This is a genomic window from Frigoribacterium sp. PhB107 (genome assembly GCF_003751515.1).
Classification (GTDB): domain Bacteria; phylum Actinomycetota; class Actinomycetes; order Actinomycetales; family Microbacteriaceae; genus Frigoribacterium.
In genome coordinates, this window is the sequence record NZ_RJKU01000001.1 from 1,726,336 (window position 1) to 1,739,732 (window position 13,397).

General features: G+C 73.3%; 13 protein-coding genes. 5 read left to right on the plus strand and 8 right to left on the minus strand.

The genetic code is table 11. The annotated features are described in order from the left end of the window. Positions 1–150 precede the first annotated feature (150 nt). The 4 genes from EDF18_RS07915 to EDF18_RS07930 all read left to right on the plus strand — a co-directional run bounded on the left by EDF18_RS07915 (position 151) and on the right by EDF18_RS07930 (position 3,711). Positions 151–759, plus strand: a complete 609-nt coding sequence (locus tag EDF18_RS07915) for a hypothetical protein (protein WP_123547131.1) — start codon at positions 151–153, stop codon at positions 757–759. A 208-nt stretch (positions 760–967) separates the two neighbouring features. Further along, positions 968–2,125: a M20/M25/M40 family metallo-hydrolase gene (locus EDF18_RS07920; RefSeq protein WP_199732362.1), complete on the plus strand. Its 1,158-nt coding sequence runs from the start codon at positions 968–970 to the stop codon at positions 2,123–2,125. Between the two features lie 125 nt (positions 2,126–2,250). Beyond that, a complete protein-coding gene (locus EDF18_RS07925; protein ID WP_123547132.1) occupies positions 2,251–2,844 on the plus strand; it encodes a hypothetical protein in 594 nt (197 codons plus the stop codon). A 168-nt stretch (positions 2,845–3,012) separates the two neighbouring features. Beyond that, positions 3,013–3,711 carry a hypothetical protein gene (locus EDF18_RS07930; protein ID WP_123547133.1) on the plus strand — a complete coding sequence of 233 codons (699 nt, stop codon included), beginning with the start codon at positions 3,013–3,015 and terminating at the stop codon, positions 3,709–3,711. Positions 3,712–3,858: 147 nt separating this feature from the next. Here EDF18_RS07930 and EDF18_RS07935 read toward each other — a convergent pair whose 3' ends face one another. The 3 genes from EDF18_RS07935 to EDF18_RS07945 form a co-directional block, all read right to left on the minus strand. Beyond that, positions 3,859–4,797, minus strand: a complete 939-nt coding sequence (locus tag EDF18_RS07935) for an acetamidase/formamidase family protein (protein WP_233569029.1) — start codon at positions 4,795–4,797, stop codon at positions 3,859–3,861. After that, positions 4,794–6,239: an APC family permease gene (locus EDF18_RS07940; protein WP_123547134.1), complete on the minus strand. Its 1,446-nt coding sequence runs from the start codon at positions 6,237–6,239 to the stop codon at positions 4,794–4,796. The genes EDF18_RS07935 and EDF18_RS07940 overlap by 4 nt, the downstream gene beginning before the upstream one ends. 129 nt (positions 6,240–6,368) lie before the next feature. Beyond that, a complete protein-coding gene (locus EDF18_RS07945) occupies positions 6,369–7,286 on the minus strand; it encodes a proline iminopeptidase-family hydrolase (protein ID WP_233569030.1) in 918 nt (305 codons plus the stop codon). Positions 7,287–7,369: 83 nt separating this feature from the next. On the opposite strand from EDF18_RS07945, the gene EDF18_RS07950 reads away from it, so the two are divergent. Continuing rightward, positions 7,370–8,179 carry a FadR/GntR family transcriptional regulator gene (locus EDF18_RS07950; protein ID WP_166644827.1) on the plus strand — a complete coding sequence of 270 codons (810 nt, stop codon included), beginning with the start codon at positions 7,370–7,372 and terminating at the stop codon, positions 8,177–8,179. 102 nt (positions 8,180–8,281) lie between these two features. Here EDF18_RS07950 and EDF18_RS07955 read toward each other — a convergent pair whose 3' ends face one another. From EDF18_RS07955 to EDF18_RS07975, 5 genes are all read right to left on the minus strand, one after another. Beyond that, positions 8,282–9,331, minus strand: a complete 1,050-nt coding sequence (locus EDF18_RS07955) for an LLM class flavin-dependent oxidoreductase (protein WP_123547137.1) — start codon at positions 9,329–9,331, stop codon at positions 8,282–8,284. Positions 9,332–9,370: 39 nt separating this feature from the next. Then, positions 9,371–9,607 (minus strand): hypothetical protein, encoded by a 237-nt coding sequence (locus EDF18_RS07960; RefSeq protein ID WP_148050064.1) that lies wholly within the window; start codon positions 9,605–9,607, stop codon positions 9,371–9,373. Between the two features lie 147 nt (positions 9,608–9,754). Then, a complete protein-coding gene (locus tag EDF18_RS07965) occupies positions 9,755–10,291 on the minus strand; it encodes a hypothetical protein (protein ID WP_123547139.1) in 537 nt (178 codons plus the stop codon). Between the two features lie 221 nt (positions 10,292–10,512). Continuing rightward, entirely contained in the window at positions 10,513–12,528 is a 2,016-nt protein-coding gene (locus EDF18_RS07970; protein WP_123547140.1) for an amidase family protein, read from the minus strand. After that, positions 12,525–13,292, minus strand: a complete 768-nt coding sequence (locus EDF18_RS07975; RefSeq protein WP_148050065.1) for a cohesin domain-containing protein — start codon at positions 13,290–13,292, stop codon at positions 12,525–12,527. Before EDF18_RS07975 ends, EDF18_RS07970 begins: the two co-directional genes overlap by 4 nt. Positions 13,293–13,397: the final 105 nt, after the last annotated feature.

Genomic DNA, 13,397 nt, shown 5'->3' on the forward strand with positions numbered 1-13,397 from the left:
TCTCGTCGTGGTCGGTCTGGCCGTGACGGCCGTCGTCAGATCGCCGTCACTGTATCGGCGGCCGCCGACACCGCCGGGACAGCCGGCACCGCCGGGCGGCGACTCGAGGGATCCGGACTCGTCCGGCACCGTTCCCGTACCCTCGAGCGCATGTCCGACGACGCCGGCACCTGGGTCGAGTTCGCCGACGCCCCGAAGCAGCGCGCGTTCCTCCGGCTCATGCGGACCGTCCTGCCGATCATGGTGCTCGTCGGCACGGCGAGCGCTTTCTTCTCGAAGTCGGGAGAGTCGCCGTTCCAGAGCTTCGGACCGATCGCCGTCCCGATCTGGTTCGTCTTCTGGAGCACCGTCGCGGCCGTCTCCTGGAACGTCGTGCTGCGCCTCTCGCGACCGTTCGCGGTCGACGTCGCGGGGCGGCGCCTCCGGATCCGCGGGAAGGTGCTCGCGTTCGAGGAGGTCGACTCGGCCGAGCTCGTGCCCCTGTCGAACGACGACGCCTCGGGGCTGCTGCTGAGGTTCGGGAAGAAGAAGGGACGCAAGGCGTCCGTGCTGCTGCGTGACCGCGCCGAGCCCGTGCTCGACGACGAGCGGCGCGAGCTGCTGCTCGCTGTGGTCCGCGGCTCTCGGATCGCCCGGCCCGTCAGCCCGCACGACCCGACGGGCGCGTTCGGCCGCTACAACTTCCCGGGGACGCTCGACCGAGAGGGCGCGGAGCAGGTCGTCCTGCAGCCGCCAGCCCCGGGCGAGCACGCGCCCTGACCCGTGCGCGCGGCCGTGCGCGCAGGAGGCGGTCGCGCGCCCCGCAGACGGCAGCGAGCCGCTCCTCCACAGCGGCCACGCGGGCCCGAGCCGCCCCCAGGCTGACGGGACCGGCGGGCGGTGACGACCCGCGCCTCCTACCCTGGGGGTGCGTCCTCCTGGCGAGCGACGTCGGCGTCCGCGCCGCCACTCCCCCGGAGGCACCACCGTGACAGACCTCGACATCACCGCCCTGCGCGAGCGCATCGAGCAGCGGCGCGAGGCGATGGTCGCCGACCTGGTCACCTACGCGTCCCTCGAGACGCCCTCCGACGACGTCGACCTGCTCGCCCGCGGCCTCGAGTGGATCGAGCACTGGCTCGGCCGCACCGTGGGCCCGCCCGCCGAGCGCCGCGTGCACGTCGTCGAGGGCTACGGCGACACCGTCACGCTCGAGTACCCGTCGCCCACCGGGTCGGCCGAGTGGGTCTCGGCGCTCTGCCACTACGACACCGTCTGGTCCGAGGGCACCCTCGCCGAGTGGCCCGTCACGATCGACGGCGACCACATGACCGGCCCCGGGGTCTTCGACATGAAGTCGGGGCTGATCCAGCTCGGGCACGCGATCGCTGCCTCCGACGCCCTGGGGCTGCCCAGGCCGGGCGTCCGGCTGCTGCTCAACGGCGACGAGGAGATCGGCAGCCTCGCGTCGCGCAGCGCCATCGAGGCCGAGGTCTCCCGAGGAGGCGCGGTGCTCGTCTTCGAGTCCGCTGCGGAGGGCGCCGTCAAGACCGCCCGCAAGGGCGTCGGCATCTTCGAGGTCGAGACGTTCGGCGTCGAGGTGCACGCCGGGCTGCACCCGCGATCGGGCGCGAGCGCCGTCGACGAGATGGCCCGGATCATCCTGCAGCTGCACGGCGCCGCCGACATCGACGCGGGCACCTCGCTCAACGTCGGCATCGTGCAGGGCGGCACCCGCACCAACGTGCGTGCCGGCCACGCGCGCGCCTCGGTCGACGTGCGGGTCACGTCGGCGGACGAGGCCGCGCGGGTCGAGGCCGTCTTCGCCGCCCTCGCGCCGCACGACCCGGTCGCCCGCGTCGAGGTGACCGGCGGCTGGAACCGGCCGCCGATGGAGCGCACGGAGGCGACGGCCGCGCTCTACGGACGCGCCGCCGCCGTGGCCGACTCGCTCGGCTTCGAGCTGCGCGAGGTGTCGGTGGGCGGCGCCAGCGACGGCAACTTCGCCGCGGCGCTCGGCTGCGCGGTGCTCGACGGCGTCGGCGGGGTCGGCGGCGGCGCCCACGCCCGCCACGAGTGGATCAGCCTCGGCGGCATGGTCGAGCGCACCGAGTTCGTCTCGGCGCTGTTCGTCGAGCTGGCGTAGGGCGTAGGGCGCAGGGCATGGGCGGACGTCGGGCACCGGAGAGCGGTGGACGGGGCTGGCGAGCCCACCGGTCCGCCCGCAGGGGGCGAGCTCCGGGCCAGGACGGTCCTGTGGAGCAAGGTCCTGTGAAGCGCAGCAGAGCAGTCCCGATCGGCATCGCCGTCATCACCGTCCTCGCCATCGTGGTGCCCGTGTACCTGGGGCGCGACCGCCCCGAGGCCGCCCTCGGCGAACCCGTGGAGACCCGTCTCTGGGCCCAGCCCGACTTCGAGGACGGGACCCTCTCGATCACGGCCGAGTCCCTGGAGCCGGTGACCGAGCAGACGCTCGACCGGTGGGAGCTCGACGCGGGCGGCCAGGACGCCTACGAGGCACACTTCACCGTCGAGCTCGTCGAGGGCAGCTGGTCGGGCGACGGCAGGACGGGTGCCTTCGAGAACGGCATGTGGGTCGTGGGCGTCGACGGCGACTACGTGAAGGGGCCCAGCCGCCTCAGCTTCGGCGGGCCGCACCTCGACCGGGAGGACTGCCCGAACGACGCCGAAGCGACCGCGGCCGCCCTGCGGTCGGAGGGCTCTGCGGACATCTGCGTGCTGCTCCTGGCCCCCGGCGGCTCGACCGTGACGGAGATCGGCTACTCCGGGGCGAAGAACGAACGGACCCGCAGGAGCATGGCCGGCAGCAGGACCGTCACCTGGACGGTCGACGCCGACGGGTGACCCGCCGTCCGAGGCGGGGCCGGCGACCTCGCCGGGTGAGCAGCGTGATCCGATCGTGATCGGACCGGGGGCGATGTCATCCTGCGGGACGATCGACCGCCTCCTCGCGCTGGCTAGCGTGAACACAGGCACCCGGACCGACGGGCGCACGACAGCAGGGGGAACGCCATGACGAACCGACGACGCAGCACGACGCTGGGGGCCGCCGCCTTCGTGGCCGCCACGATGATCGGGCTCACCGGGTGCGCCGGCGGTGCGTCCGGCGACGACGTCACCGCGGGGCCGACGGCGACCGTGGCCGTCCCGACTCCGACGGAGACGCCGGGCGAGACGTCGTCGCCCACGGCGGAGCCGTCGGAGCCCGCCGAGACGGAGACCGTCGCGCCCGTCGTGACCATCCCGACCGACTGCACCCAGATCGTCGACGGGTCCACCTACGCCGCCACGTTCGGCAGCACCCCGCTCAACCCGGTCGAGTTCCCGCGTCGTGACGGCACCGCCAGGGGCTCACGGACGGCGACCGTCCCCGAGGCCGGATCGCAGCCGTTCCAGATCGTCGACGCCGCCGCCGAGCTCGACTGCTTCTGGCGCGACCCTGCCGCCGACATCACCGGCATCGGCGTGATCCTCGGCCGTCTGGACCAGCCGACCGCCGCCTCCCTGCTCGATCAGGTCACCGCTGCAGGCGCCACCTGCGAGGACGCGCACGGCGGCCAGCTCTGCCAGCAGCCGATCGAGGTCGAGCAGTACCCGATCGAGGCGGCTCACACGTGGTTCGTCCGGGGCGACCTCTACATCGCCGTCGAGCAGTACAACGTGCCCACGAACGACCTGATCGGCTCGATGCTCGCGCACCTCGAGAGCTGACCCGGCCGCCCCGGCCGTGGGGTCGCCGGTCTCGCGAAGGACCGCGTTCCGACACCGCCGAGTGAACGGAACACCGTGTCGATGGGTGGTGTCCGGTTCACTCGGCGGTGTCAGGACAGGGGCGAGCGTGCGAGAGAGAGCAGCGGCCTACAGCACGCTCTTCGGCACGCGGTGCAGCGTCACCGCGCCGACCGCCGCGAACGGGTGCAGCGGGTCGGGCGCGACCGACCCCGTCGGCCCGCCCAGCCGGGAGTGCCCGACCGCGCTGAGCACGGCGTAGGCGTCTCCCCGCGACCAGCCGTGGTCGTCGACGAGGAACGCGAACGCGTCCTCGTAGCCCCGCCGGACGCTCTCCTGCACGGGGACGCCGAGGCCGACGAAGATCCAGTCGTCGGCCGTCTCGATCCGCGGCGCCCGCAGCCCGAGGCCCTTCACGAGGTCGATCGAGACGACGGCGGTGCCCTGCGCCTCGATCGCCACGAACGACGACTCGCCCTCGGCCATGATCGCGTGCACGTCGCCGATCGAGAGGTACGCGCCCTCGACCATCACGGGCAGGTAGACGGTCGAGCCGATCGTGTTCTCGGTGACGTCCATGTTGCCGCCCTGCGGGTACGCCGGCATGATCGTCGAGTTCTCGCCCTCGGCGGGCGCGGTGCCCATGCAGCCGATCATCGGTCGTGCAGCGAAGGTGTGCCGCGACGTCACGTGCACCCCGTCGTCGTCGATCGGCACGCGCCGGGTGAACATCTCGTCGCCCATCACGTGCTGCAGCGCTCCCGAGCCGGGCAGGCTGACCGACCAGCCGTGGTCGACCAGCCGGATGTCGTGCACCGTCACGGCGAGGGCGTCGCCGGGCATCGCCCCCTCGACGAAGACGGGCCCGGTGACGGGGTTGATCGGCACCGACAGCTGCGCGAGGTCGTGGTGCCCGTGCAGCTCGGCGTAGACCGCGTCGCTCGTCTCGAAGCCGATCGTCTCGCCGGTGCCGGGCGTGATCCGCAGCACGGGCTCGACGGCGGCGCTGAAGCCGGGCCGGCCGAGCTCGTTGCCGAGGAAGTGGTCGATGCCGTCGCCGCCGCTCACGCGTCGTGCCGCTCGGAGTCGGCGGCCGGGGTCGACGCGACCGCGGCGTCGTCGGCGCCCTGTCCCAGGGTCGGGGCGGCGCCTCCTCGGCTGCGGTAGTACAGGAACACCCCGGCGCCGAGCACGAGCCACACCAGCCCGCCGATCTTCGCCTCGGGCGCCGCGTTCACCAGCACGTAGCCGATGATGAGGAACCCGATCACGGGCACGACGAGGTGCAGCAGCCAGTTGCGCGACTTCTTCTTGACGACGTAGTGCACGACGACCGAGACGTGCAGCAGCATGAAGCCGAACAGCGCACCGAAGTTCACGAGCGACGCGATCACGTTGATCTGCCCGACGAAGAACAGCACGAGCACGGCCGACAGGGCCGACACGACCAGGATCGCGGCCTGCGGCACCTTGCGGGTGTTGATCTTCGACAGGAACGCCGGCAGCTGCTTGTCGCGGCTCATCGAGAACAGGAGGCGCGAGGTGGCGGCCTGCGCCGCCATCGCGTTGGCGATGCCCACCGCGAGCACGTTCACGACGAAGAACGCCGTCGCCCAGCCGCTGTTCGACGCGGCCCTGACCAGGTCGAAGAAGGCGTTGCCGGCCTCGCCCTCGGGGAACGAGTCCCGGCCCCCCGCCAGCGCGCTCGCCAGCCAGGTCTGCAGCACGAAGCAGAACGCGACGATGAACAGGGCGATGATCATCGCCTTGCCCGCGCCTCCTCGCTTGCCGGTGCTCTCCTCCGAGAGGGTCGAGATGCCGTCGAAGCCCAGGAAGCTCAGCACCGCGATCGACAGCGCCGAGGCGATGAGGGGCGCGGTGACCTTGCTGGAGTCCCAGATCGGGTCGGTCGTGAACTCGGCGCCGGGGATGGTGCCGTTGTTGAGCGCGACCACGGCGATGATCACGAAGATCGCGATGAAGACGACCTCGATCGCGAGGAACACGCGGTTCATCACCTTGATCGAGCTGATGCCGAGCAGGTTCACCGCGGTGTTGATCGCGACGAAGATCAGCGCCCACATCCAGCGGGCGCTGCCCGGGAAGATGCCGATCATCGACTCGGCCGCGAACACGTAGAGCAGCGTCGGCACGAGCAGGTAGTCGAGCAGGATCGCCCAGCCGGCGAAGAACCCGGCGATCGGGTGGATGCCCCGGCCGACGTACGAGAACACCGAGCCGGCGAGCGGGATCGACTTGGCCATCTGCGCGTAGGCGAGCGCCGTGAAGATCATCGCGACGAGGCCCACGAGGTAGACCAGCGGCACCATGCCCGAGGACGCGTTGTAGACGGTGCCGAAGATCGCCCACGGCGCGATGGGCACCATGAAGATCAGGCCGTAGATGAGCAGGTCGACGGTCGAGACCGACCGCTTCAGCTCCTGCTTGTAGCCGTACTGCTCGAGCTGCTGCTGGTTGCTCAGCTCGGGTGACGCGGTCTTCTCGGACATGGTGTCTCTTCTCGGGTCGAGGCGGGTGAACGACGAGGAGGTGCGGTGGGGGTGGGGCAGAGGAGGTGCGGGAGGCGCGGGTCGCGTCGGTTCAGGGAGCGCGACCCGCGCCGGTCAGGGGGGGACGGGTCAGGCGTCGTGCGCAGCGACGTCGTGTGCGCTCAGGAACTCCGCGACGACGCGGCGGAACGCCTCGGGCTGCTCGAGGTGGCTGCAGTGGCTGGCTCCGGCGAAGACGTGCGACCGGACGTCGGCGATGCCGTCGACGAACGGCTGCCAGGTGGCGGGCGTCGCCTCGTCGTGCTCGCCGGCCACGACGAGGGTCGGAGCGGACACGCGGGGCAGCCGGTCGACGATGCTCCAGTCGCGCATCGTGCCGATGACGTGGAACTCGTTCGGCCCGTTCATCGTGTGGTAGACCGTCGGCTCGGCCTCCATCTGCTCCTCGCTGTCGACGAAGTCCTGGGGCATCGGGACCACACGGCAGACGTGGCGCTCGTAGAAGACCTGCGTCGCGGCCAGGTACTCGGGGTCGGTAGTGGTGCCGGCGTCCTCGTGACGCTGCAGCGCCTCCTGCGTCTCGGCCGGCAGCTGGGCCCGCAGCTCGGCCGCGCCCTCGACCCAGAGCTGCATCGAGGCGGGCGAGTTGCAGATCGCGAGGCTGGCGAGCCCCGCGGGCTGCCGAACCGCGATCTCGGCGCCGAGCATGCCGCCCCACGACTGGCCGAGCACGTGGAAGCGCTCGAGGCCGAGGTGCGCCACGACGGCGTCGAACTCGGCGACGAAGAGCGCCGGGGTCCAGGTCTCGACGGGGGCGCCGGGACGGTGGCTGCTGCGGCCGCAGCCGAACTGGTCGTAGTGGACGACCGTGCGGCCGGTCTCGTCGGCGAGCGCCGCGAGGTTCCGCAGGTAGTCGTGCGCCATGCCGGGGCCGCCGTGCAGCACGACGAGGGGCAGGGCGCCCACGCGCGGCTCGTCGGGCGTGGTCACCTGGAGCCAGGTGTGGCCGTCACGGAAGGGGAGGACGTCGGCGGTGCTCGTGGACATGCGAGAGAGCATGCACCCGGAAAGGTCTCGTGCCAAGACCTTTGTTCGTGACTTAATGTGGCGGTAACAAAGAGACGCAGCACATGAGGACGCAGGCAGGGGCAGGGCGGATGACGACGAGCGAGACGACCGCCTCCGGCGCCCTCGACGCTCCCCTCGAGCCGACGACCCGGGCCGACGACATCACCGACCGCCTGGTCACGGCCATCGCGACCGGCGAGTACCTGCCCGGCCAGCGCCTCCCCGCCGAGCGCGAGCTCGCGACCTCGCTGCGCGTCGGGCGCATGACCGTGCGGCAGGCTCTCGCGCGGCTCGTCGAGCAGGGGCTGATCGAGACGCAGCGCGGGCGCGGTGGCGGCTCGTTCGTGCTCGCGCAGGACTCCCGCCCCGAGCAGGATGCCCGATCGACGTCCGCCGTCGCGCAGCGCACCCTCGCCGCCCGGTGGTCGGACCTCAGCGACACGAGCGCCGCCATCGGCCGACTGCACGGCACCGTCGCGGAGGCGGCGGCCGAGAACCGCACGGACGCCGACGTCGCCCTGCTGCGCGACCGCCTCGAGGCCTACCGCGCCGCCGACTCGGGGCTCGCCTCGCAGAAGGCCGACGAGCTGCTGCACGTCGCGATCGCCGAGGCCGCCCACAACGCCGTCCTGCGCGACGTCCTGTTCGAGCTGGAGGCGCGGGTCAGCATCGCCGCGCCGGCCCACCCCTGGGGCGGTCGGGACGGCATGCGCGAGATGGAGCTGCGCGCGCTCGCCGAGCACGAGGCGATCGTCGACGCGATCAGCGCGGGGCGGGCACGGGAGGCGGCGGCGCTCGCTCGCGCGCACGTCGGCATCGACCTCGAGCTGCTCGAGCGCGTGGTGCGCGGCAGCGGTGGCGGCGGCGCCTGAGGTCTCTTCTCTCGCCTCGAACCGCATTCCGAACCATGAACCGCGTTCTATCGCGGTTCATGGTTCGGAACGCGGTTCATCGCGCCTGCGCGGACGCGGTCGTCAGGGCGTCGGCGTCGGCGCAGGGGCAGGCGCAGGGGCGGGCGTCCAGCCGAGCTCCGCCCCGAGGTGCTCGGCGAGGTCCGTGAGGATCTGCGCGTAGTCGTCCGGCTCGAGGGCGAAGGGCAGCGCGAAGGCCACCTCGTCGACCGCCTGGTAGGCCGGGTCGGCGTGCAGGGCGTCGGCGATCTCCGCCGAGGTGCCGACCAGGTCGGCGGCGAAGAGCAGCTGCCCGGGGCCCTGCGGCACACCTACTCGTCCCGTGCGCGACTCGGCGTACGCGGCGTAGCGGGCGCGCTGCTCCGGGGTCGCCGAGTCGGTCGGCACGACGACGAGGCCCTGGGAGACCCGGGCGGAGGCGCCAGCCGGGTGGGCGTCGCGGTACGCGTCGATCTGGGCGCGCTGGTTCACGGCGAAGTCGGTGCCCTGCTCGGCCTTCGTGACGCTCGACGCCAGCAGGTGGAACCCGTGCTCGCCCGCCCAGACCGCCGACCGGGTGCTGCCCACGCCGCACCACAGCCGGTCGACGAGGCCGGGGCTGTGCGGCTGCACGACGTCGCTGAACTCCTCGATGCCGCGGCGGCCGGGCGAGGCGCTGACGACGTCGCCGCGCACGAGGTCACGCAGGCGGAGGAGGCGGTCGGGACCGAGGTCCTCCTGGTCGAGGGTGTCGGGGTAGATGGCGTCGCGGTAGAGGTCGAAGTTCATCGGCGTGCCCGTCGAGAAGCCGGGGTTGAGGCGACCGCCGAGCAGCACGTCGACGGTGCCGAGGTCCTCCGCCAGACGGAACGGGTTCTCGGCGCCGATCGGCGTGACGGCGGTGCCGAGCTCGATGCGGCTGGTGCGCTGCGACGCGGCGGCCATGATCGCGACGGGCGACGAGATGCCGGGCTGCAGGTGGCGGTGACGCAGCCAGGCGCTGTCGAGGCCGAGCTGCTCGCCGCGCTCGATGACCCGCAGCGTGTCCTCGTGGCCGCCGGCCGGGGACGCGGGGTCGAACGACCCGATCGTGAGGAAGCCGAGGCGCTGCAGCGGGGAACCGTGTTCGGGCATGCTCCGAGTCTCGCAGGGGCGGCTGCGCCACGCGCGTCGTCACGCCGGCGTCATGCGAAGAGAGGAGACAGCGTTCCCGGGGATCCGCGCGGAGACCAGCGAGACGCGGGAGAGGTCGACCGGGAGGAGGGGCAGCAAGAAGTGCAGGTGGTCGACCACCGCCTCCTGCTCGCGCAACAGCTCCGCGACAGATGACCGGGTCAGGGTCAGGGGCCAGCCCCAGCCGCGCGGCAGCCTGTCCCTCTGGTAGCTGGCCCAGGGCAGGTCGTCGTCCACCGTCGAAGGCCAGCGCGCGCGCCCGCGCCCGGGATGGTGCAGCGTGGGGCACTGTTCGGCGGCGGTGTCCGCCGTCACGTCCGACACCCCCGACGATGCACCGCACCCCCGAGTTCAGGGGTGCATCGTCGGGGGTGCCGGAGGTGCTCAGCGACGGCCGAGCAGCCCCGCGAACGGCCGCTGCTGCTCGCCCTGCTGGGCGCCGAGCACGAGGAGCACGCCCGTGAGGACCGGTGTCGCCCACTGCAGCAGCTTCTGCTGGCGCTGGGCGCTCGCGAGCTCGTCCGAGGTGCCGGCGCCCGGCTCGGTGGTGCCCTTCGCGCCCTCCTGGGCGTTCTTCGCCATCTGGGCGCCGACCACGCCCGACCACGCGGTCGTGCCGATCGCCGCGGCCGTGAGGACGAGCTTCAGCGCGGTGTTGCCGCGCGCCTCTCGCTGTCCGGCGAGCCGGCTCTTGTTCCCGGCGATGAGGCCGATCCCGCCGATGCCGTGCACGACGAGCGCGCCGACCTGGAACGGCGCCCACTTGGCCCAGCCGAGGGACGAGAGCGTGAGGCGCTCGACCGGGTCCTCCGCACCGGCCGCGGCGCCGTTCACGCCGACGGCGCCCATGAGGTTGCCGCCGAACCAGGCCGCCAGGCCCAGGTCGTGCATGCTGCGGATGACCGTGTTGCGTCCTGCCATGGGTGTTCTCTCCTCAGTCCGTGACAGCGGCCCGATCGCCGCCGTCACACCACGCTGCGCGCCCGCGCGGCCGGTGTCCCGGGCTTGACGGGCGGCGGCGGAGGTGCTCCCACGCACGGCGGCGATGCTCTGCGCACAGCGCGGGGCCCGCGCCCCGCCGCTCGTGGTGAGCGACGGCACGCAGGCCCCGTCCTGCGCGGCCGGGAGGCCGCCTCCTGCGCTCAGCCCGCGGGCAGCGGGCCGTAGAGGCCCGGCGCCGTGCGCGACTGCGACGGACCCGTGGCCTGCTCGAACGCGTAGGCGAGGCCGAGCAGGTCGCCCTCGGCGTAGTCCCGCCCGAGGAACTCGAGGTTGACGCCGGCGCCGGTGACGGTGCCGTCCGCGTCGGTCGCCTGCCCCATCGGGACCGTCACGGCCGGCATGCCCGTGTTGGGGCTGAGGCGCATGTTCGTGCTGAACGCGGCGTAGGGGTTGCCCGACGGGTAGATCAGCGTGTCGAGGTCCTGGTCCTCCAGCATCGCCGTGACCAGGGCGTGCCCGTTCGCGATGGCCGTGGTGTGCGTGCCGGTCGGGCCCGCCCACCCTTGGTAGGTCGCCTCGGTGACGGCGTCGCGAGACCGGTAGGTGCCGGCCCGCGACGGCACGTACTTGCCCGACGCCAGCACGCCCTGCAGCGAGCGCGCCTCGACGTTCGGCGCCAGGTGCCTCGCGACGTAGGCGTCGAGGTCGTGCTTGAACTCGTTCGTGCTGCCGCTGCCCTCGGCGAGCACGGCGGCGAAGCCGCTCGGCGGCGCCGAGATCGGGACGACCGTCGCGCCCTGCGCCTGCAGGGTGACCAGCGCCTCCGCGAAGAGCCGAGCGGTGGTCCGGTTGGTGCTGACCATCGACGTCACGTAGCCGATGCGGGTGCCGGCGAGGGCGTCTGCGTCGAGGAAGCTCGTGTACGACTCCGGCACGAGGCCCTGCTGCTCGGCGGTGACCGGGTCGGCCGCGTCCACGCCGGTGACGGAGTCGAGCGCCACGGCCGCGTCGGTGACGGTGCGGGCGATCGGGCCGCCGGTGTCCTGCGAGAGGGCGAGCGGGATGATGCCGTCGCGGCTCGCGAGGCCCACGGTCGGGCGGACGCCGACGAGCTGGTTGAACGACGACGGGATGCGGATCGAGCCGCCCGTGTCGGTGCCGAACCCGATGCCGGCGAGGTTCGCCGCGATCGCCGCCCCGGTGCCGCCGCTCGAGCCGCCGGCCGTCTGGCTGGTGACGTAGGGGCTGGCGACGAGCGTGCTCGTGCCGGCGGGCTGGTACGACGAGAACTCGGACGCGAAGCCGAACGCGAACTCGTCGAGGCTCGCCTTCGCGAGGATCACGGCGCCCGACGCCCGCAGCCCGGCGACCATGGCCGCGTCGGTCGTGGTCTGGTTGCCGTCCCAGCAGCCGCAGCCGCCGGTGGTCGGCATGTCGACCGTGTCGTAGTTGTCCTTCACCGCGATCGGCACGCCGAGCAGCATGTCGGTCATCCCGTCGGAGGCGCGGGTCGCGTCGGCCGCGGCGGCCGCGGCGAGCGCGACCCCGCTGGTCGTGATGATCGAGCGCAGCGGGCGCCCGTTCGACGCCGGGTCGACCTTGGCCGTGTCGTAGGCGGCGATGCGGTCGAGGTAGTCCTGCGTGAGCTCGACCGAGGTCGTGACCCCGGCGTTCATGGCGGCCTGCATCTCGACCACCGACGCCTCGACGATCTCGAAGGGGCCGTCGTCGTAGACGATGCGCTGCGACAGGGCGGCGACGTCCGAGACGGTGACCACGCCGTCGGCGTCCGTGTCGGCGACCGCGACCTGGTCCCACGCCGGGGAGGCGCTGGTCGCCCCGAGCGCCGAGCTCAGCACCTCGAGGTCGTCGGCCGTCACCTGGCGGTCGCCGGTCAGGTCGAGCTCGACCCAGTACGGGGCGAGGAACGTGCCGGCGGCGGGCGCGGGCGCTGCCGCGGCGGCGGTGTCGGTGCCTGCGGCTGCGTCAGCGGCGTTCGCGGCCGGGACGGCGACGAGCCCGCCGAGCGCGAGGGCGCAGGTGACGGTCGTCGCGGCGAGGGCGCGGCGTCGGGTGGATGGCACGAGGGAGGTCCTCCTGTGGCTGGTCGAGTCGGGGGCGGGCGAGACGTGGCCGGGCGAGTCGGCACGGAGCGGCGCCTGGCGGGCGCCGGGGCGGAGCGGCGCCTGGCGGGCGCCGGGGCGGAGCGCGCTCATCGGGTGCCCGCCGAGCGGCGGCGGCGCACCTGGGCGACGACCACGGCGGCGATCCCGGCGAGCAGCACGGCGGCGCCCGCGAGGATCCCCGGGAACGCGTCCGAGCCCGTGAAGGCCAGGGGCCCCGAGGCCGAGGAGGCGCCGGTCGCGCCGGACGTGGGCGAGGGCACCGGCGCGGTGCCGCCTCCTGCGGGCGTGCTCGGGTCGGGTACCGGCACGGGTGCCGGGTCGACCGGGGGCACTGCGGCGGCCGTCACCGCGAGCGGCGCCGTGGACGGCGCCGCGAGCGTCGTCGTCAGCCCGTCCTCGGAGACGAGCGTGACCGAGGCGAGGTCGAGCGTGCCGTCGCCGGCGCCGATCGCGGCGAACTGCAGGTCGACGGCGAGGTCGCCCGCGAGCCCGGGTGAGGTGCCGAGCCGGGTGTGCGTGACGGTGAGGGTGCCGTCCTGCTCGTCGACGGCGTCGAAGCCGCCGTCGGGCGCGGTCGCGCTGCCGTCGACGTAGTCGAGCACGGCGGGGTCGTACTCGACCACGAGCTCGTACGCGTAGACGTCGCTGGTGCCGGTCAGCGCGACCGACGCGTCGACGACGTCGCCGACCGTGGCCGCGGCGGGAGCGGTGATCGACGCGGCGGTGATGCCGGGCGCGATCGGGGCGGGCGCGGCGAGGGCCGGAGCGCTCCCGAGGGCGACGAGGCCGACGGCGAGGGCGCCGGTGGCCAGGGCCGTCCGGGGGCGCACGAGGCGCCGGGTGGTGTGCTGCATCGGGGCAGGTTCCTTCGGTCGAGGTCGAGCGCGGCTCGTCGACGACTGCGGGGCAGGGGGACGCTGGTCCGACGCACGGCCGGGCTGCACGACGGGGCCGACGGG

Bases quoted from the DNA above. Each gene is read 5' to 3' on its own strand.
- EDF18_RS07975 (WP_148050065.1), bottom strand. From the start codon at position 13,292: ATGCAGCACACCACCCGGCGCCTCGTGCGCCCCCGGACGGCCCTGGCC.
- EDF18_RS07915 (WP_123547131.1), top strand. From the start codon at position 151: ATGTCCGACGACGCCGGCACCTGGGTCGAGTTCGCCGACGCCCCGAAG.
- EDF18_RS07930 (WP_123547133.1), top strand. From the start codon at position 3,013: ATGACGAACCGACGACGCAGCACGACGCTGGGGGCCGCCGCCTTCGTG.
- EDF18_RS07945 (WP_233569030.1), bottom strand. From the start codon at position 7,286: ATGTCCACGAGCACCGCCGACGTCCTCCCCTTCCGTGACGGCCACACC.
- EDF18_RS07940 (WP_123547134.1), bottom strand. From the start codon at position 6,239: ATGTCCGAGAAGACCGCGTCACCCGAGCTGAGCAACCAGCAGCAGCTC.
- EDF18_RS07955 (WP_123547137.1), bottom strand. From the start codon at position 9,331: ATGCCCGAACACGGTTCCCCGCTGCAGCGCCTCGGCTTCCTCACGATC.
- EDF18_RS07950 (WP_166644827.1), top strand. From the start codon at position 7,370: ATGAGGACGCAGGCAGGGGCAGGGCGGATGACGACGAGCGAGACGACC.
- EDF18_RS07970 (WP_123547140.1), bottom strand. From the start codon at position 12,528: ATGAGCGCGCTCCGCCCCGGCGCCCGCCAGGCGCCGCTCCGCCCCGGC.
- EDF18_RS07965 (WP_123547139.1), bottom strand. From the start codon at position 10,291: ATGGCAGGACGCAACACGGTCATCCGCAGCATGCACGACCTGGGCCTG.